This is a genomic window from Eikenella sp. NML03-A-027, from assembly GCF_001648395.1.
In the GTDB taxonomy this organism is placed as follows: Bacteria; Pseudomonadota; Gammaproteobacteria; order Burkholderiales; family Neisseriaceae; genus Eikenella; species Eikenella exigua.
Genome location: NZ_LXSM01000017.1, coordinates 125853 through 143954 on the forward strand (window position 1 = coordinate 125853; position 18102 = coordinate 143954).

The window sequence follows — 18102 nt, forward strand, 5'->3', positions numbered from 1 at the left end:
TCGATTCGTTGCGATTCGGTTTACAAAGCCGCATCAAACCCGCCGTCTTCCACCGCTTCTATCAGCGCGGCGGGGTTGGTTTGGGCGGGGTCGAATTCCACGACGGCGTTTTTATGTTCCAGGCTTACTGCGGCCTTGGCCACGCCGTTTACGCCTTCGAGAATGCGGGTAACGCTTTTCACGCAGCCGCCACAGGTCATGCCGCAGATGTTTAATGTGATGGTTTGCATAGGGTTTCCTTTCTGTTGGAGTAAGGCTGAAGTTTTAAAGCCCGTTGCAGCTAAAACTTTCAGGTAGCCTTAATGATGGGTCTGCTCTTGCTTTTCCGCTAAGTGCCGCCACTATAAAGCTTCACCCGAAGTAAAGGTCAAGCATCATGATGAACATCAGCCAGGCCGCGGCCGAGAGCGGCCTTTCCGCCAAGCAAATCCGCGACTACGAAAAGCACGGCCTGCTCGCCCCGGCCGAGCGCAGCGAAGCGGGTTACCGCCGCTACGGCCAGGCCGACCTTGCCCGGCTGCGCTTTATCCGCCATGCGCGGGAAGTGGGCTTTTCGCTGTCGCAGATCGGGCAGCTTTTGAGCCTGCAACATAACCCGCAGCGCACCAGCCGCGAAGTGAAAACGCTCACCGCGCGGCATATCGCCGAGCTGGAAGCCAAAATCCAACGCCTGCAGGGCATGGTGGCCGAACTGCAACGCTGGCACGATGCCTGCGCGGGAAACGATTGCCCGGATTGCGCGATTTTGGCCGGACTGGAGGAGCGTTAGGCGGTATTGGCGGAATGGAAACAGGCTACCTGAAAAGTTTCAGGTAGCCTTCATTTTGGGATCAATTGGCCATAACAGAAATTCAAGCATATTGCTCCATCAGTTCTATAATTTCTTTAAAGCCATCTATGTCAGATAGATAATGTTTGGCAAATTCTAATAACTCCATACCGCTGTTGCCGTTTTTGTAATGTATATCCCCACCGTTTTCTAGCATCTTTTTCAATATATCCAGCCTATGCGGCATAGCGCCCATCATGCCCAAGGGAATCACCTTGTCCTGGTTAGGGATGTTGGGATTGGCGCCTGCTTCCAACAAGGCTAGGGCGGCATCGCCGTTCTCGGCTCGCATGGCGTAATGCAGCGGGGTCATGCCGTAGCAGTCTTGGGCGTTTACCTCTACGCCTTTGTCTAAATAGAAGATGACAGTGGGAAGAGGAGCTGGTTTATGAGCATTCATATTAATCCTATGTAAATAATTCCATTTTTCAGGATCAGTAATATAAAGTGGATCAAATTCCCCTGTAGCACTCATTTCTTTTAAAAAAGCTATGTTGCCTTCTCGGTTTGCACGGGCTATCTGCATCCCAATATCGTTTTCATACGGATCTGTCATCATTTTTTTCCTGCCCTCAAAAAGGTCTCATCTTGCCTTAAATTATATAACGCAGTTATTTCTAATATTTATATTCTATGATGGCTACCTGAAAACGCAGCGCAGTGAAGTTTCTGCGAAGCTAAAATCTTCAGGTAGCCTATTTTACTATTTAGCTGCTGCTTCGGCTGCTTCGGGTTGGGTGCCTGCTTCCTGCCAACCGCTGCCGATGGCTTTGTAGAAGTTGAGCAGGTTGAGGCCGGAGGCGAGTTGGTTGTCGAGCAGGTTTTGGCTGAAGCCGTGGGCGCTGAGCTGGGATTGCAGGGCGGTGTCGAGGGTTTTGCGGCCGTAGCGGAAGAGTTGGCGGTCGTTGCGTACTTGCTGCTTCGCGGTGCGTTCGGCCTGCTGCAATTCTTGCTGCTGGGCGTTGAGGGCGTGTTGGGCCTGGTAGGCGTTGTCTACGTCGGCGAGGGCTTGCAGCAGGGTTTGGTCGTATTGCAGCAGGGCGGTTTGCAGGCGGGCGTCGGCGGCTTGGATGTTGGCGCGGATGCGGCCGGCGGTGAAGAGGGGGAGTTGTACGCCGATGCTGAAGAGGCCGCCGTTGCCGCTGCGGGCTCGGTTGAAGGGGGCGAGGTCGCTGTTGAGCTCGATGCGGCCGGTTTGCCAGAGGAATTGGATGTCGAAGCGGGGGAGGAGGTCGGCTTTGGCGCTGGCGAGCTGGGCGCTGCGGGCTTGGATTTCGGCGGCGCGGGCGCGCAGGTCGGGGCGTTGGTTGAGGAGGCTGCCGGGTCGGATGCCTTGCGGCGGGCTGGGCAGGTGTTGCAGCAGGGCGGCTTGGCGCATGGCGTTGCTGTCGAGGCGGAAGGTTTGCGGGGTTTGGCCGATAAGTACGGCGATGCTGCGCTGCTGGGCGTCGAATTGGGCTTGGAGGGTGCTTTGGCGGGCTTGCAGGGCTTGGATTTGGGCGGCAATGGCGGTGGTATCGTGGGCGGTGGCGTGGCCGGCGTTGAAGCGGCCGGCTGCGTAGCGTGCCAGTTCGTGCAGGGTGGCGAGCTGTTGGGAAACGAGGGTTTGCTGCTGCTGGATGTGGGCGGCGCGCAGGTAGTGTTCGGCGATTTGGGCGGAGACAAGCAGGCGGCTGCCGTGGAGTTGCTCTTGGCTGCCGAGGGCGGCGGCGCGGGCGGCATCGGCATCGCTGCGTTTTTGGCCGAAGATGTCGGGCTCCCAGGCGGCGCGGAAGCTGGCGGAGGTGAGGTTGCCGCCGTTGCCGAGGTAGGGGTCGCGGCGGTGGTTGCGGTAGCCTTTGGCATCGACGGCGAGGCCGGCTCTGGGGAGGAGGTCGGCTTCGGCCAGGCGGGAGGTGGCGCGGGCTTCTTCGAGCCGGCTGCGGGCGATGGCGATGCTGTGGTTGTGTTGTAGGCCTTGTTCGATGAGGAGGCCAAGCTGGGGGTCGGGCCATTGCTGCCACCAGCGGGCCAGGTTGGGTGCGGAATCGGCCTGGCCGGTGTGTTGGAAGTTTTCAGGTAGCGTGATGTTGGATTGGCGGTCGATTTGGGTAGTGGTGCAGGCGGTGAGGAGGAGGGCTAGAGCAATCGGGAGGAGTTTGGTGGCGGGCATGGTGGGTTTCCTTGGTGTGGGACTACCTGAAAATGTACAGGTGGTTTTTCAGGTAGCCTTTCGGCTAGGTGGCGGGCATGATTCTTGGGCAGTCTGCCGTTTGGGCTACCTGAAAACCCGTCTTCTTTTTTCAGGTAGCCTTTTTTAATTCTGCTGCGCCAGCATCCGGCGGAAGCGGATTACGGCGATGGCGGTGAAGAGGATGCCGGACACGGCGGTGATGGCTACGCGGTGACGGATCACACTCCAGCCGGCGCCCCGGAAAATGATGTCTTTGGAGAGGGCGGTGAATTGGGTCATGGGCGAGAGCTCGGAAAGGCTGCGCAGCCAGGGCGGCAGGTTTTCGATGGGCGAGGTGCTGCCGGAGAGCAGGAATACGGCGATATACACGATGATGCACAGCAGGCTGAACTGCGGCATGGTGGGCGCCTGGGTGGCGAGCAGCACGCCGAGCCCGGCCATGGCAAACAGATACACGGCCTCGCAGAACACGAACAGTGCCAACGATCCGTTAATCGGCACGCCCACGGCACGGTGTACCACCAAGAGCAGCGAGAGCAGGGAGGAAACCAGGATAATCAGGCCGTTGGCTAGGATTTTGGCCATCACGATTTCGTTCGCATCCACCGGCATCACCAACAAATGCTCAATCGTGCCATGTTCGCGCTCGCGGATCACTGCCGCGCCCACCAGCAGGATGGTGAGCAGGGTGGCGTTGCCCACCAGTTGGTTGAGCGGCATAAACCATTCGCTGCGCAGGTTTTCGTTGAACAGCACGTTCACCACCGGCTCGAAGGGCGCGGCGTTGCCGTGCCGCCCCAGATAGGCCGCCGTTTCGCGGTTCACGATTTGGCCGATGTACACCGAGCCCACGCCGGCCTGCGACATGGCTGTGGCGTCCACCAATAATTGCAGCTCGGGGCGTTTGCCGGCCAGGAGGTCGGCGGTGTAGTTGGGCGGGATAACCAGCACGAAGCTGTATTCGCCCAAATCCATGGCGCGGTCGATGCGGCTGCCGTCGATGTCGTCCACCTGCTTGAACTGCGGGGCGATCATGGCGTCGCGGATGCGGTAGGTGAGCGCGCTGCGGTCTTGGTCATAGACGGCCAGCGCGGCGTTTTTCACTTCGGTGGTTACGTTTTGCGACACGGAATACACGGAAAAGGTGAACATGAACACCAACAGCGCAAATAGCGCGTAATCGGTGAAGAAGCTGCGGATTTCCTTACCGCCCAGATACCAAACGTTGCTTATCCATTGGTGCATATCATTTCTCCTGCTTTTTCAAAAGCAGCCCGGCAGCGAGCCAATAGGCGGCGAAAAACAGCAACAGCGTGCCGCACAGCGTGTCCACATCGCGCCAGCCCAAGCCTTTGGTGATAACGCCCAGGCTGACGGTTTGAAACCAGCTGGTGGGGCTGAAGATGCCGACCCACTTGCCCGCACCACTGAGTGTGGCGGCGGGATAGAGCATGCCGGAAAAATTCAGCGCGGGAATCATGGCCAGAATGGCCGCCGCGAAAATGGCTGCTACCTGCGTGCGCACGAAGGTGGACACCAGCAGCCCGAAGCCGGTGGAGGCGAACACGAAGCACAGCACGCCCGCCGTGAGCGCGATAAACGAGCCTTTCAGCGGCACGCCCAGCCCGAACACCACCACGCCGAGCAGGATCAGGTAGCTCAAGAACGAAAGTAGCACATAGGGCAGCTGCTTGCCGAAAAGGTACTGGAAGGTGGAAGCGGGCGAACTGTAGAGGTTCATGATGGAGCCGATTTCTTTTTCGCGCACCACGGACAGGGCGGTGAGCATGGCGGGAATCATCATCAGCGAAAGCATTAAAAAGCCGGGCGTGAGCGCGTTGATGCTTTTGAAGGTGGGGTTGTAGATGAAGCGGGTTTGCAGGCCGCTGCCGGTGTTGATGCGAATGCCGCGTTCGCGGTAGAGCTCGGCCATATAGCGGCTGAGGATGCCTTGGGCATAGCCGTGGAGGTTTTCGCCCACAAACGGCCACGAGCCGTCGAAATAGAAAGCCAGCTGCGGGCGGCGGCCGAGGGCGAGGTCTTTGCCGAAGCCAGGCGGGATTTCAATCACCATACGCGCGCTGCCGTCGGTGAGCACGGCGTTGATGTCGTTGCGGGCGGCGAGGCTGGCTCTTTGGCGGAAATAGGACGAGCCGTCGAACTCCTGCGTTAGCTCGCGGCTGTATCGGCTTTGGTTTTGGTCGAGCACGGCGAAGTCCATTTCGTTTACGTCAAACGATACGCCGAGGCTACCTGAAATCAGATACACCAAGGGGCCCAGCAGGGCAAACATCAGGCGGATGCGGTCGCGCAGCAGCTCTTTGCCTTCGCGGCGGGCGAAGGTGAATACGGTGGAAAGCCAATAGAGCAGGCCGGATGGGGCGGCATGGTTTTCAGGTAGCCCTTGGGTTTCAGGTAGCCTGTCTTGGGCAGATTCTGTAGCAGAGTTTTTGCTTTGTGAAAGCCCACTTTGTGCGCTTTCAGGTAGCCTTTCTGCCGCTTCGTCTTGCTCCAAATAACGGATAAACGCTTCTTCCAGCGAATCGGCGTGTTGGCGGCGGCGCAGTTCTTCCGGTTCGCCCACGGCCAACACGCGGCCGCGGTGCATCAGCGAGATGCGGTCGCAGCGGGCGGCTTCGTTCATGAAGTGGGTGGAGACGAAAATGGTTACGCGCTCTTCCCGCGCCATGCGGAACAGATATTGCCAAAACATATCGCGCGCGGCAGGGTCGACGCCGGAAGTGGGTTCGTCCAAAATCAGTACCTGCGGGCGGTGCAGGCAGGCGGCGGCCAGCTGCAGGCGCTGGCGCACGCCCAAGGGCAGGGCGGCGGGGGTAGCGTCGGCCAGGTCGGCCAGCTCGAATTGCCGCAGCACGGCTTCGATGGCGGCATTGCTCTTTTCGCCCAGCCGGTACAGCCTTGCGTGCAGCACCAGGTTTTGCCGCACGCTCAGCTCTTCATACAGCGAAAACGCCTGCGACATATAGCCCACGCGCTGGCGCACGGCGGTGCTGCCTGCGTCTATCGGCTCGCCCAAGAGCGTGGCCTCGCCTTCGCTGGCGTCCAAGAGGCCGGTGAGCATTTTCATGGTGGTGCTTTTTCCGCAGCCGTTGGAGCCGAGGAAGCCGAAAATTTCGCCTTGGCGGATGCGGAAGCTCACTTGGTTTACCGCCGTGAAATTGCCGAAGCGTTTGCTGAGGTTGTGCGCCTCCATCGCGGGCGGCAGGGAATCGTCGGGGATGAAGGGCGGCAGTTGGGAATCGTCCCAATGGGTTTGCTTGCCTTCGGGCAGCATTTTGATGTAGGCCTGCTCCAGCGTGGCGCAGCCGCTTTGCGCGAGGATTTCCTGCGTGCGGCCGTGGGCGAGGATTCGGCCGTCGTCCATGGCCAGCAGCTGCTCGAACTGCTCGGCTTCGTCGATGTAGGCGGTGGCCACCAGCACGGTCATGCCGGGATTTTCGGCGCGCAATTCGCGCACCAATGTCCAGAATTGGCGGCGGGAAAGCGGGTCGACGCCGGTGGTGGGTTCGTCCAGAATCAGCAGGTCGGGGTTGTGCACCAGGGCGCAGCACAGGCTGAGTTTCTGCTTCATGCCGCCGGAGAGTTTGCCGGCGGCGCGGCCGGCAAAAGGTGCCAGGCCGGTGGACTGCATCAGGCGCTCGATGTGCTGCTTGCGCTGGTGTTTGTTCAGGCCGAACAGGCGGGCGTGGAAATCGATGTTTTCATACACCGAAAGCGTGGGGTAGAGGTTTTTGCCCAAGCCTTGCGGCATAAAGGCAATGCGCGGCAGCAGCGATTCGCGTTCGGCCTTGTGCGCCACATTGTGCCCGAGCACGCGCACTTCGCCGCTTTGGAGCGTGCGCACGCCGGCAATCAGCGAGAGCAGGGTGGATTTGCCCACGCCGTCGGGGCCGATCAAGCCGACGGTGGCGCTGCGCCCGATGGCGATCGACACGCCGCGCAAGGCCTGCACTTTGCCGTAGGCGTGCGAGAGTTGGCTGATTTCGATGGCATTCGGCATAGCTGTATCCTACTGCGGCAGGCGGGTTTGCAAATTGGCCGGCCAGGCGAGCTTGGAGTCGGTGCGCACGAAGCCGGTGGCCGTCATGCCGCCTTTCAGGTAGCCCTGATATTTGGCCGCCACGTCGGCGGGAATCTGCAATTTCACCCGAAACATCAGCTTGGTGCGCTCTTCGGCGGTTTCCACAAATTTGGGCGTGAACTGCGCCTCTGAGGCGATATAGGTAACTTTGGCGGGGAACACCGCGTCCAGCCCGTCCATCTTAATCCGCGCCTCGCTGCCCAGCGGGATTTGGTTTACCGTGGGTGCGGGCAGGAACAGGCTGATGCTCGCGTCGTTCAGGTTCAACAGGCTCACCACTTTGCCGCCCGCGGGCAGCACGTTGCCCGGCTCGGCCAGCCGGTATTCCACCCGCCCGGCCTGCGGCGCGCGCACCGACAAATCGCCGATAACGGAAGACACCTGCGCCATTTTCGCCCGCGCCTGACCCACGCCGGCCTGCGCCTCGTTGCGCGCCGCTTCTGCCGCCTGCACCGCTGCCCGCGCCGCATCGCGCTGCGCCAAGCGGGTGTTGAGTTCGGCCTGCGAGATTAAATTGTCGCGGAACAGCTGGCGGGCGTTGTCTGCCTCCATCTGCGCGGTTCGCAGTTGCTGGCGTTGCGCCTCGATTTGCGCCTGTGCGCGGCGCACCGTCTGCTCCAGTTGCGCCTTGCCCGCCTGCGCTTCGGAAAGCTGCGCCTCGGCGGTTTGCGAAGAAATCCGTGCCAACACCGTGCCCGCTTCCACAAACTGCCCTTCGCTCACCGTTATTTCCTCTACCCGCCCGGCATACAGGCTGGCCACATCCATGCGGGCAAACTCCAGCCGCCCGTTGGCATGCGCGATGCCCGCCAGAGGATCGGGTGCGGCATATTGGTGGAACGCAAAAAAGCCAATGCCGACAAGTGCAGCAAGCGGCAGCAGGAGAAGCAGGGATTTGGGCAGGCGTTTCATCACGAATACCTCGCAAATAAGAATGATTTAAGTGTAAGTCTACGGCACAGGGCTGCATACCATTAAAAAACAATTCCGCGTATTATTAAGCATACGAAATCAGTAAAAAAGTTGCTTAAGCATACGTAAAACCGCAAAATGCCTTGGCCGAGACCCAAAATGGAAGCGCAAACATGAGCGAAAACGAAAGCTATACCGACCCCCGCATCATCAAAACCCACCGCGCCATCCGCGAAGCCTTTGTGGATTTGCTGCACGAAAAACCCTTCGCCCAAATTGCGGTGCAAGATATTCTTGAACGCGCTCCGGTAAACCGCTCTACTTTCTACAAATACTACTCCGGCAAAAGCGATTTGGCCGGCAAGATGATTGCCGACTTCAAAGCCGAATACAGCCGATACATCCTCACCCGTTTCCAAGCAGGCAGTTTTGATGTGTTCCTCAATATGATGCCCGAAGCCTCCGACTGGGTACACAGTCGCCGCCGCCTGATTCTTGCCCTGTGGAAAGTGGATACCCGCCGCCACCACCTCTACCGCGATATGCACAAGCTGATTAAGCAGCAATTCCTCCACTTCGCCCATACCCTGCCCAACGTTTCCCCCGGCAAAGATTGGGACTACCAAGCCGACATGCTTGCCACCCTCATTCTCGGCAGCATGAACTACTTTTTCAGCCGCGACCTGCCACTGCACCTGCCCGAAGTCCGCCAAGCCTGGACGGAAATGAGCCAACTGCTGCTGCCGTGAGGCGGAACGAAATACAGGGTTTGATGCTTGCTCGTCATAATGCCAAAGGCTACCTGAATCCTGTTTCAGGTAGCCTTTTCAGCATGAGTAGGGTGTGTGCCAGGGCACGCACGTTGTTGCACTCATTATTCCAAACTGCGTGCATTTCGCACGCCCCCGATACGCCCTGCAAAGGGTAGGCTACCTGAAGCTTATAGGAGCAGCTTACCCATGCCCGCTGCAATACAAAGGCTACCTGAAAGCATAGCGACGCAGAGTTTCTGCGCAGCTAAACCTTTCAGGTAGCCTTAATTTATGCTTTCCAGCAGTCGATACCGCTTAACGCAAGGGGCGGATGCCTACGGCGTCGCGCACTTGGTCGAGCAGTTCGCGGGCTTGTTTGCGGGCTTTGGCAGCGCCGGCCTGCAGGATGTCTTCGATTTGCGCTGGTTGGGCGGTGAGCTCGTGGAAGCGTTCGCGTTTGGGGGCGAGCTCTTCGTTCAGTTTGGCGCCGAGCAGTTTTTTGGCTTCGCCCCAGGCTAGGCCGTCGGCGAGCATTTGGGTGAATTCGGCGGTTTCGGCGGGGGTGGCGAAGGCTTTGTAGATGTCGAATAGCGGGCTCTCGTTGGGGGTTTTCGGCTCGCCGGGCTCTTTGAGGTTGGTGATGATTTTGTTCACGGCTTTTTGCAGCTTTTTCTCGCTTTCAAACAGCGGGATGGTGTTGCCGTAGCTTTTGCTCATTTTGCGCCCGTCGAGGCCGACCAAGAGTTCAACGTTGTCGTCCACTTTGGCTTCGGGCAGCACAAACAGCTCTTTGAAGCGGTGGTTGAAACGCTGGGCGATGTCGCGGGTCATTTCCACGTGCTGGATTTGGTCGCGGCCTACCGGCACTTCGTGGGCGTTGAACATGAGGATGTCGGCGCTCATGAGGATGGGGTAGCTGTAGAGGCCCATTTCCACGCCGTGGTCTTGGTCGGTTTGGCCGGCATCGAGGTTGGCCTGCACGGCGGCTTTGTAGGCATGGGCGCGGTTCATCAGGCCTTTGGCGGTGATGCAGGTGAGTATCCAGTTGAGCTCGGGTACTTCGGGGATGTCGCTTTGGCGGTAAAACGTGGTGCGCTCGGGGTCAAGGCCGCAGGCGAGCCAGGTGGCGGCCACGGCCTGGGTGGAGGCGTGGATGACTTCGGGGTCGTGGCATTTGATGATGCCGTGGTAGTCGGCCAAAAAGAGGAAGGATTCGGCGGAGGGGTCGGCTGCGGCGGCAATGGCGGGGCGGATGGCGCCGACGTAGTTGCCTAAATGCGGGATGCCGGTGGTGGTTACGCCGGTGAGGACTCGTTTTTTCATGGATGGCTTTCTTTGGTTTGGCGGGAATAGGAGGCGGCGCTGGGGCTACCTGAAAAATGGCAGATTATAGTGCAAGGGCGGGAAGCGGGAAAATTTCAGGTAGCCTCTTTATGTTTGGATAAAGGCTACCTGAAAGCGTGAGCTTTAACGCAGTAAAAACCCAGCGGAGTTTCTGTGCAGCTAAAGTTTCAGGTAGCCTTTGCTGGTGTCATCAATAATTATCCAACTCAATCGATGCGGCCAAGAGCGAGAGCCTGGCCATCACGCCGTATACATACAGGCGGTTGCTGGCACAGTCGCAGGTTTGGCTGCGGTCGGGCAGGCCGAGGGTTTGCCATTGTTCGAACACGCGCTTGCTGCCGGCGAGGAATTCCGGGTCGTCGCCGCTGCTGTCGGTTTGCGGCATGTTGCGGCTGAGCGGCACGAAGCGCATGCCGCTGGCGTTGAGGTTTTCGTCGGCGCCGCGCCCTTCGTGCACGCGGAAGAAGCCGCCCACCACGAAGCGGTCGATCATATACACCACCGGTTCGGCCACGGCGCCGTTGAGGGTTTCGTAGGTGTAGATGCCTTCCTGCACAATCACTTCGGTTACGGCCAGGCCTTCTTTCACGGTGGCCATTTTGTTGCGGTTTTTGCGGTTGAGCGCGCGCACTTCGTCGGCGGATTTCACGCTCATCACGCCCATGCCGTAGGTGCCGGCGTCGGCCTTAACGATAACAAAGGGTTTGTCGGTGATGCCTTTTTCGTCGTATTTGGCCTGGATTTTAGCCAGCACGCGTTCTACGGCGGCAGCCAGGGCGTCTTCGCCTTCGCGTTCGTGGAAGTTGAGGCCGGACACTTTTTCGAAATAAGGATTAATCTGCCATGGGTCGATGCCGATGAGCTCGGCAAATTCGGCGGCCACTTGGTTGTAGGCTGCGAAGTGGGCGGTTTTGCGGCGGGTGGTCCAACCGCCGTGCAGGGGCGGCAGCATGGTGTGGTGGATGCCCTGCAGAATTTTGGGCACGCCACCGGAGAGGTCGTTGTTCAACAACACGAGGCAGGGCGAGAAGCCGTCGGCCAGGTGGACACGCTCGCGGGTACGCAGCAGGGGCTCGAGCAAAATGGCGTGCCCCAGCGCGGTTTTGAATTCGGACGGCTCGGTAATTTCGGGGTTCAAGCTGCCCAGGCGCACGGCAAAACCGGCCTGTTGCAGGATATTGCTCAGGGCATATACGTTTTCCAAGTAAAACGTGTTGCGCGTGTGATTTTCCGGCACGATCAGCACGGATTTGGCTGTTTCGCAATAACGTTCCACCGCGTCGGTGGCAGCGGCAGCGGCCAGCGGACTGAATTGGGGATTCAGGTTGTTGAAGCCGCCAGGAAAGAGGTTCATGTCGATGCTGGCCATTTTGTAGCCGCTGTTGCGGATGTCGACAGAGCCGTAAAACGGCGGCTTGTGCTGTTTCCACTGGCTGCGGAACCAGGCTTCGATTTCGGCTTGCTTTTGCAGGATGAGTGTTTCAAAATCCAGCAAATATTGCGCGTATTGCGGGGAAATAACCGGAATACCCATGCTGATCTCCTTTCAAACGGCGTGTGCAGGTGGCAGGTATTATACTCCAAGCCCGTGCTGCCACAGTGAATTTCCCGACATACCATCAGGCTATCTTACTCCATTCTATAATCTATGCTCGACAACATCCTCCCTTTCGCCCACCGCCTGCTCGCCCAAGCCACGCCCGAAGGCGGCATTGCCGTGGACGCCACCGCCGGCAACGGCCACGACACACTGTTTTTAGCACAATGCGTGGGCAGTGGCGGCCGCGTGTATGCCTTCGATATCCAGACGCAGGCCTTGGCCGCCACGCAAACACGCCTGCAGGAAGACGGCGCTGCGCGGCAGGTGCGCCTGATTGCCGAGAGCCACGCCGATTTGGCGCAATATGTAAACGAACCTGTGCACAGCATCGTGTTCAACTGCGGCTACTTGCCCGGCGGCAATAAAGCGCTCACCACCGAAACCGGCAGCACCCTTTCCGCTCTGGCACAAGCCGTGCACATTTTGCGCCCCGGCGGGCTGTTGGCTGTGGTGCTTTATCCCGGCCATGCAGCGGGCGAGCTCGAAGCCCAGGCCGTATCCGAATGGGCGGCGGCCCTGCCGCAGCAGCAGTTTGCCGTGCTGCACTACGGCTTCATCAACCGCCGCAACCGCCCGCCTTATTTGCTAGCGATTGAAAAGCACAACACATCTACCAACCCAAAGGCTACCTGAAACCGATGGCTAAAAAGCGCAAACCGAGTATTTCCGCCTTACCGCCTGCCCTGTTTCCCTACATCCAACAGGCCAACGACGACACCTTACTGCTCTTCACCGGCATGATACTGATGATCATTACCCGCTACGTGCCTTTCGGTAACGCAAACTGGCTGGGCGTGAAGCTGAATTTTGGTGGTGCTGTATGTGCTGGTGGGCATGTTCTGCCTGAAAAGCCCGCCGCGATCCACCAAATGGTGGATCGGCTACGCCCTCTCCACCGGCTGCCTCTGCACCATTTATTGACTGGCTACGTATAAGCCGATGTTTTGAGTTTGGCGGTTTGAACAAATAAAGGCAGCCTGAAAAGCCGTTATGTGCTTTTCAGGCTGCCTTATACATTCTTTTCTTTTTGCGGTTTACGGTTTGCTCCAGAATTTGTCCTCTTCCGCCTGACGTTCGGAGAAAGTCCACACTTCCTGTATTTTCCCGTTTTCTATTCTGAATAAATCGATACCTGGATTGTTTAGCTTTTCGGCTCCTTTTTCGGCTAGGGAGACAACGCTTGCGGCGACAAAGCAGCCGTTGCCTGCAAACCAGTTCGTCACCACGCGGAATGTTCCGTTGCTTCTTTCCGAAAATTCGGCCAAGCGTCTGCCCAATGCCTGTTTTCCCGCAACATCGCCCGAAAGCGGGCTTTCGCCGCCCATATGCCACACGATATTGTCGGCCAAGGTTCCGAATACGGCATCGAAATCGCCTTTTGCCAAGGCTTCCGTATAAGTTTTAAATACTTCCGCTGATTCGTTTTTCATGAAAACGCTCCTTCTTTAACGAGGTTGGTAATTTCGGTTTTTCCGAAAACCATTATACGCCCGATAATCCGGTTTGAATGTGCAGGGCGGTTTTTTCGGCACGTCCGGAAATTTTCGGGCTGCTTGAAAAATGCCCCCGCCCGTTTTCAAAGCACCGCCACGCCCTCATCGCCCAAAAACTCCACCGGCTCGAACAGCGGCAACAACCGTAGGTCAGATTCTTGAATCCGACACTCCACCCAAAGGCTACCTGAAAAACCGAGTACTTGCGGCTTTCAGGTAGCCTCCGGGCTTCCGGTAACACCATCAAGACAAACAAAACGCTTGCGGAATCATGCTCCGCAAGCGTTTTGTTGTTGGAGGGCGCGGGCTGGGGGCTACCTGAAAGTGTCGGCGCCAAACCGACAGCTACAGCTTGTGGCACAAATCGCCGATGGCGAAGCCCTGCCAATCTGGGTCGATATTTCGGCTGAAGGCGATGGCTTTGAAGAGCTCGCCCATTTCCTGCGGGGCAAGGAGGGTTTGGCAGGCGGCGGTGCGGATGTAGGCTTCGCTTTCGGGTTCGCCTTGGGCGGCAAGCAGGTCGGTGAGGCCGAGGTTGAGCAGGAAGGCGGCCTGGGTGGTGTAGCCGATGAGGTCGAGCCCGGCTTGGCAGGCATCTTCGGCGATAGCGGTGAAGTTGATGTGGCAGGTGAGGTCGGTGAGGCCGATGTGTTCGAAGGGGTTGTGCACGGCGTGGTGGCGGTAGTGGCCGATGAGAGTGCCGCCGCTGCGCCAGGGGGGTGTAATACTGGGCGACGTCGAAGCCGTAGTCGATAAAGAGCAGGGCGCCGCGTGTGAGGCGTTGGGCGAGGGTGCGGATAAAGGCTTGCTGGCGCAGGTGCAGTTCACTGGTGTAGCCGTCAATGGCGGGCAGCAGCTCTTGGGCGGAGAGTAGGAGTTTTTCGGGTAGGGGCGCTTTGCCATTGGAATTGTTGGTTTGCATCCAGCCCCACACCCATCAGTTGCCATTGGCCGCTTTGATAACGCACGATGTCCAGGGCATAGTATCGAGCACTTCGTTGCCGATAACGAGGCTGTCGAATTCTACGGGCAGTTCGGTGAGCCATGTGATTTGGTGCTGATGTTGTATCAGGCCACACAGTGCTTGTGAGGCGCCGAGGGCTTTGGGGCCGGGGCAGACATATAGAGCTGTTCATAGAGCAATTATGCGAATAATCTGGAAAACGTGCGCAATTATAAAGGCTTGCTGCTGGGAGGCAAAATTTGGGTTGCGTGGAAAACGACAGGCATGATGATTGAGACTAACTATCTTATGTAAAAACAGTTTGTTAATCGTGGATTTTTACGGTGTTTGTAATTGACCGATGCCGCTGCTTTGCCGTATAGTGTCGCTTCGTGGGGAATTGTGGGGCAAAGTGCCTTTTCAGTTCCAAAAATCAATCGAAGGTGGGAAAAAGTGTTTGGCGGCGTACATGAATTGAGCATCGACAGCAAGGGGCGCTTGGCGATTCCGGCCAAGTTCCGCGACTTGCTCGCGCGCCACTACACGCCGTCTTTGGTGGTTACTGTAGAAGCACGTACGCATCTGGTGATGTATCCGGAAGCGGAGTGGCAGAAAACGGCGGAAAATTTGCAGGCGATGAATGTGTCGGGCAATCCGGTTGCCAGAATGTTCCGTGATTTGATGCTGAACCACGCCGAAACGCTGGATTTGGATGCTTCAGGCAGAATTTTACTGCCACCGAGCCTGCGCCGCCGCGTGCAGTTTGATAAAGAAGTAACGCTGGTGGGTCGTGCCGACCGGCTAGAGTTGTGGAACCGCGAACGTTGGGAAGCCAATATGAACGCAGTGCTGGATATGGATCCGGATGAATTGGCCGAACAGCTCGATAAAGCTGGGTTCCGCCTATGAGCGCGCAGGAATTGGCGCACGTTACCGTGCTTTTACACGAGGCGGTGGATGCTTTGGCAGTAAGGCCGGACGGCGTGTATGTGGATGGCACTTTCGGCCGCGGCGGGCATTCCCGCCTAATTCTGTCGAAGCTGGGCGCAGACGGCCGGCTGGTGGTGTTTGATAAAGACCCGCAGGCCATTGCCGTGGCACGGCAGCTGGCGGAAGCCGACAAACGCGTACAAGTGGTGCACGGCGGGTTTTCCGGCTTTCAGGTAGCCTTAAAAGAATTGGGTATTGAAGAGGTGGACGGTGCGCTGTTTGATTTAGGTGTGTCTTCGCCGCAGATCGACGATGCCGAACGCGGCTTCAGCTTTCGCTACGATGCGCTGCTGGATATGCGGATGGATACCACGCGCGGACAAACCGCCGCGCAATGGCTGGCCGAGGCTGGCGAAGAAGAGATTCGCGAGGTAATTAGAGATTATGGTGAAGAGCGGTTTAACAGCCAGATTGCGCGCGCCATTGTGCAGCAGCGGCAAGAGCGCCCCATCCTTACAACCGGCCAGCTGGCGCAGTTGGCGGCACAAGCCGTCCGTACTCGCGAACGCGGCCAAGACCCGGCGACGCGGACGTTTCAAGCCATTCGGATTTTCATCAACCGTGAGCTTGAAGAAATAAGCGCAGTGCTGCCGCAGGCTGCAGGCTACCTGAAAATCGGCGGGCGTTTGGCCGTGATTGCTTTCCATTCGTTGGAAGACCGAATAGTGAAACTGTTTATCCGCCGCCACAGCCGCCCGGTGCCGCTGCCCAAGTGGGTGATGGTGCGCGAAAGCGAACGCCCCGAGCCGCCCTTGCGGGAAATTGGCAAGGCACAGCGGGCTTCGGCAGCCGAAACCGCGGCCAATCCGCGTGCACGCTCCGCTGTGTTGCGCGTGGCCGAGCGGACGGCGGGAAAGTTTGTAGATGAATAAGCTGAATATCATGCTGTTTGTGTTGGTGGTGCTCTCCGCGTTGGGCGTGGTGTCGGTGCAGGACAGCTCGCGCGAATCGTTTATTGTGCTGGAAAAAGAGCACCAGCGGCAGGCAGATTTGGAAGAAGAATACCGCCGCTTGCAGTGGCAGCAGGCCAAGTTGGCCAACCATAGTTTCATCAAAGAGGCGGCTCAGCAGCAGCAGTTGCAGCCGCCCACCATGCAGAACACCAAAATCGTGCGTTTGCAATATTAAGTAGGCAAATGAAGCTGATAAAAGTGGTTGAATAATATCAAAATAGAGCAGTTTTGCTGCCGTGTGGGCGGCAGCGTAGAGAGTAAATACTATGCTGATTAAAAGCGATTACAAGCCGCAGATGCGGCAGAAGCCAGTTAAACGGAAGAAGCCGGTGAGCACCAATGGCCGGATTGCCTTTGTTTTACTGGTTTTTGCCACAGCCTTTGCCGCAGCGGCGGGCTGGAGCGTGCATTTGCATACGGTGGAACAAGACCGCCTGCAAACCGAGGGCAACAAGCGTTTTGTGCGCACTTTGGTGCAGCAGGCCAACCGCGGCACGATTACCGATCGTAACGGCGCGGTGCTGGCCTTGAGCGCACCCACCGATTCGCTGTATGCCATCCCTTCTGCTATGGAAAAAATGCCCAGCCAGGAGCAGCTGGAACAGCTTTCCGAGATTATCGAAGTGCCGGTGGAAACCATTGCCGACCGCCTGGCGCGCACCAACAGCGATTTCGTGTTTCTGAAACGGCAGATGAGCGCGGAAACCGCTGCCAAAGTGCGTGCTTTGAAAATTGAGGGCTTGGCCTTCCAAACCGAGCCCAAACGGCAATATCCGATGGGCAATTTGTTCTCCCACGTTATCGGTTTTACCAATATCGACGGCAAGGGCCAAGAAGGTTTGGAGCTCTCGCGTGAGGACGATCTGCGTGGCCAAGATGGCGCGCGCGTGGTGCTGCGCGACAACAAAGGCAATTATGTGGATCAATTGGATTCGCCACGCAACCGCGATGCAGTGGACGGGCGCAATATGGTGCTCTCGCTGGATCAACGCATTCAATCGCTGGCGCACGACAAATTGGCGCAGGCTATTGCCTACCATCAAGCCAAAGCCGGCACTGCCGTGGTGTTGGATGCGCAAACCGGCGAAATTCTTGCTTTGGTAAACCTGCCGGATTTTGATCCGAACCAGCCCGGCGGTGCCGACATCGCCCTGCGCCGCAACCGCGCGGTAACCGATATGATCGAGCCCGGATCAGCCATGAAGCCCTTCCCGATCGCCAAAGCCTTGGATTCGGGCAAAGTAAATGAAAACATGGTGTTCAACACCAATACTTATAATATCGGTTCGGCCACTGTGCGCGATACGCACAATTACCCTTCGCTCACTCTGCGCGGCATCATGCAGAAATCTTCCAACGTGGGCGTGAGCAAACTTTCGGCCATGTTTAAGCCAGAAGAGATGTACGATTTTTATAAAGCAGTCGGTTTCGGCCGCCGCATGCACTCCGGCTTCCCCGGCGAATCGCCCGGCCTGGTGCGCGACTGGCGCAACTGGCGACCCATCGAACAGGCCACCATGTCGTTCGGTTACGGCCTACAGATGAGCCTGCTGCAACTGGCGCACAGCTACACTATTTTCACCAGCGACGGCAAACTTTTGCCGGTGAGCTTCCTACACCAGGGCGCCGCGCCTCAGGGCGAGCAGGTGATCAAGCCTGAAACTGCGCGCGCCATCCGCCGCATGATGGTGTCTGTTACCGAGCCTGGCGGCACCGGCACGCAGGGTGCCGTGCCCGGCTTCAACGTGGGCGCGAAAACCGGCACCGCGCGCAAGCTGGTGGGCGGCCGTTATGCCGACAACAAACACATGGCCACCTTCATCGGTTTCGCCCCTGCCGAGCATCCGCGCGTGATTGTGGCAGTGAACATTGATGAGCCCACTCAAAACGGCTATTACGGTGGCTTGGTGGCCGGGCCGGTATTTAAAGACATCATGGCCGGCTCGCTGAATATTCTGGGTGTAACGCCCACCAAACCCGTGCAGCAAGTAGCTGCCAAATAAATCGGTGC

General features: G+C 58.1%; 17 protein-coding genes and 1 pseudogene. 8 read left to right on the forward strand and 10 right to left on the reverse strand.

Features of this window, described 5'->3' with window-relative positions; all coding sequences use genetic code 11:
- Window positions 1–20: 20 nt before the first annotated feature.
- On the reverse strand, window positions 21–230 hold the full coding sequence (locus A7P96_RS09340) for a heavy-metal-associated domain-containing protein (RefSeq protein ID WP_067526570.1): 210 nt from the start codon (window positions 228–230) through the stop codon (window positions 21–23).
- Window positions 231–376: 146 nt separating this feature from the next.
- Between A7P96_RS09340 and cueR the strand changes: the two genes are divergently transcribed.
- Complete coding sequence (cueR, locus tag A7P96_RS09345) at window positions 377–769, forward strand: Cu(I)-responsive transcriptional regulator (RefSeq protein WP_067526572.1); 393 nt, start codon at window positions 377–379, stop codon at window positions 767–769.
- An 82-nt stretch (window positions 770–851) separates the two neighbouring features.
- On the opposite strand, the gene A7P96_RS09350 is transcribed toward cueR, so the two are convergent.
- From A7P96_RS09350 to A7P96_RS09370, 5 genes are all read right to left on the reverse strand, one after another.
- The gene (locus A7P96_RS09350) at window positions 852–1388 is read right to left on the reverse strand and encodes an ankyrin repeat domain-containing protein (RefSeq protein ID WP_067526574.1); all 537 of its coding nucleotides are present in this window, start codon (window positions 1386–1388) and stop codon (window positions 852–854) included.
- 144 nt (window positions 1389–1532) lie between these two features.
- Window positions 1533–2981 carry an efflux transporter outer membrane subunit gene (locus A7P96_RS09355; protein ID WP_067526576.1) on the reverse strand — a complete coding sequence of 483 codons (1449 nt, stop codon included), beginning with the start codon at window positions 2979–2981 and terminating at the stop codon, window positions 1533–1535.
- Between the two features lie 144 nt (window positions 2982–3125).
- Entirely contained in the window at window positions 3126–4247 is a 1122-nt protein-coding gene (locus tag A7P96_RS09360) for an ABC transporter permease (RefSeq protein WP_067526578.1), read from the reverse strand.
- A 1-nt stretch (window position 4248) separates the two neighbouring features.
- Window positions 4249–7023, reverse strand: a complete 2775-nt coding sequence (gene rbbA / locus A7P96_RS09365; RefSeq protein WP_067526580.1) for a ribosome-associated ATPase/putative transporter RbbA — start codon at window positions 7021–7023, stop codon at window positions 4249–4251.
- A gap of 9 nt (window positions 7024–7032) precedes the next feature.
- Entirely contained in the window at window positions 7033–8016 is a 984-nt protein-coding gene (locus A7P96_RS09370) for an HlyD family secretion protein (protein WP_156496324.1), read from the reverse strand.
- 173 nt (window positions 8017–8189) lie between these two features.
- On the opposite strand from A7P96_RS09370, the gene A7P96_RS09375 reads away from it, so the two are divergent.
- Window positions 8190–8765, forward strand: a complete 576-nt coding sequence (locus A7P96_RS09375; RefSeq protein ID WP_067526582.1) for a TetR/AcrR family transcriptional regulator — start codon at window positions 8190–8192, stop codon at window positions 8763–8765.
- Between the two features lie 318 nt (window positions 8766–9083).
- Here A7P96_RS09375 and trpS read toward each other — a convergent pair whose 3' ends face one another.
- Window positions 9084–10091, reverse strand: coding sequence for a tryptophan--tRNA ligase (gene trpS, locus A7P96_RS09380; RefSeq protein WP_067526584.1), 1008 nt, complete (start codon window positions 10089–10091; stop codon window positions 9084–9086).
- Window positions 10092–10302: 211 nt separating this feature from the next.
- A complete protein-coding gene (gshA, locus tag A7P96_RS09385; RefSeq protein ID WP_067526585.1) occupies window positions 10303–11646 on the reverse strand; it encodes a glutamate--cysteine ligase in 1344 nt (447 codons plus the stop codon).
- Between the two features lie 114 nt (window positions 11647–11760).
- Between gshA and A7P96_RS09390 the strand changes: the two genes are divergently transcribed.
- Entirely contained in the window at window positions 11761–12345 is a 585-nt protein-coding gene (locus tag A7P96_RS09390) for a class I SAM-dependent methyltransferase (RefSeq protein WP_067447606.1), read from the forward strand.
- 5 nt (window positions 12346–12350) lie between these two features.
- Window positions 12351–12647, forward strand: coding sequence for a hypothetical protein (locus A7P96_RS09395; RefSeq protein ID WP_067526587.1), 297 nt, complete (start codon window positions 12351–12353; stop codon window positions 12645–12647).
- Between the two features lie 99 nt (window positions 12648–12746).
- Here the strand turns inward: A7P96_RS09395 and A7P96_RS09400 are convergent, their stop codons facing one another.
- Both A7P96_RS09400 and A7P96_RS11545 read right to left on the reverse strand, forming a co-directional pair.
- Complete coding sequence (locus A7P96_RS09400; protein WP_067447609.1) at window positions 12747–13142, reverse strand: nuclear transport factor 2 family protein; 396 nt, start codon at window positions 13140–13142, stop codon at window positions 12747–12749.
- A 408-nt stretch (window positions 13143–13550) separates the two neighbouring features.
- Window positions 13551–14127: pseudogene (locus tag A7P96_RS11545) on the reverse strand (SAM-dependent methyltransferase).
- A 474-nt stretch (window positions 14128–14601) separates the two neighbouring features.
- On the opposite strand from A7P96_RS11545, the gene mraZ reads away from it, so the two are divergent.
- The 4 genes from mraZ (at window position 14602) to A7P96_RS09430 (ending at window position 18094) form a co-directional block, all read left to right on the forward strand.
- Window positions 14602–15057, forward strand: a complete 456-nt coding sequence (mraZ, locus tag A7P96_RS09415) for a division/cell wall cluster transcriptional repressor MraZ (protein ID WP_067440455.1) — start codon at window positions 14602–14604, stop codon at window positions 15055–15057.
- A complete protein-coding gene (gene rsmH, locus A7P96_RS09420; protein WP_067526594.1) occupies window positions 15054–16010 on the forward strand; it encodes a 16S rRNA (cytosine(1402)-N(4))-methyltransferase RsmH in 957 nt (318 codons plus the stop codon). Before mraZ ends, rsmH begins: the two co-directional genes overlap by 4 nt.
- The gene (gene ftsL / locus A7P96_RS09425; RefSeq protein ID WP_023887048.1) at window positions 16003–16266 is read left to right on the forward strand and encodes a cell division protein FtsL; all 264 of its coding nucleotides are present in this window, start codon (window positions 16003–16005) and stop codon (window positions 16264–16266) included. The genes rsmH and ftsL overlap by 8 nt, the downstream gene beginning before the upstream one ends.
- 91 nt (window positions 16267–16357) lie before the next feature.
- The gene (locus A7P96_RS09430) at window positions 16358–18094 is read left to right on the forward strand and encodes a penicillin-binding protein 2 (RefSeq protein WP_067526595.1); all 1737 of its coding nucleotides are present in this window, start codon (window positions 16358–16360) and stop codon (window positions 18092–18094) included.
- Window positions 18095–18102: the final 8 nt, after the last annotated feature.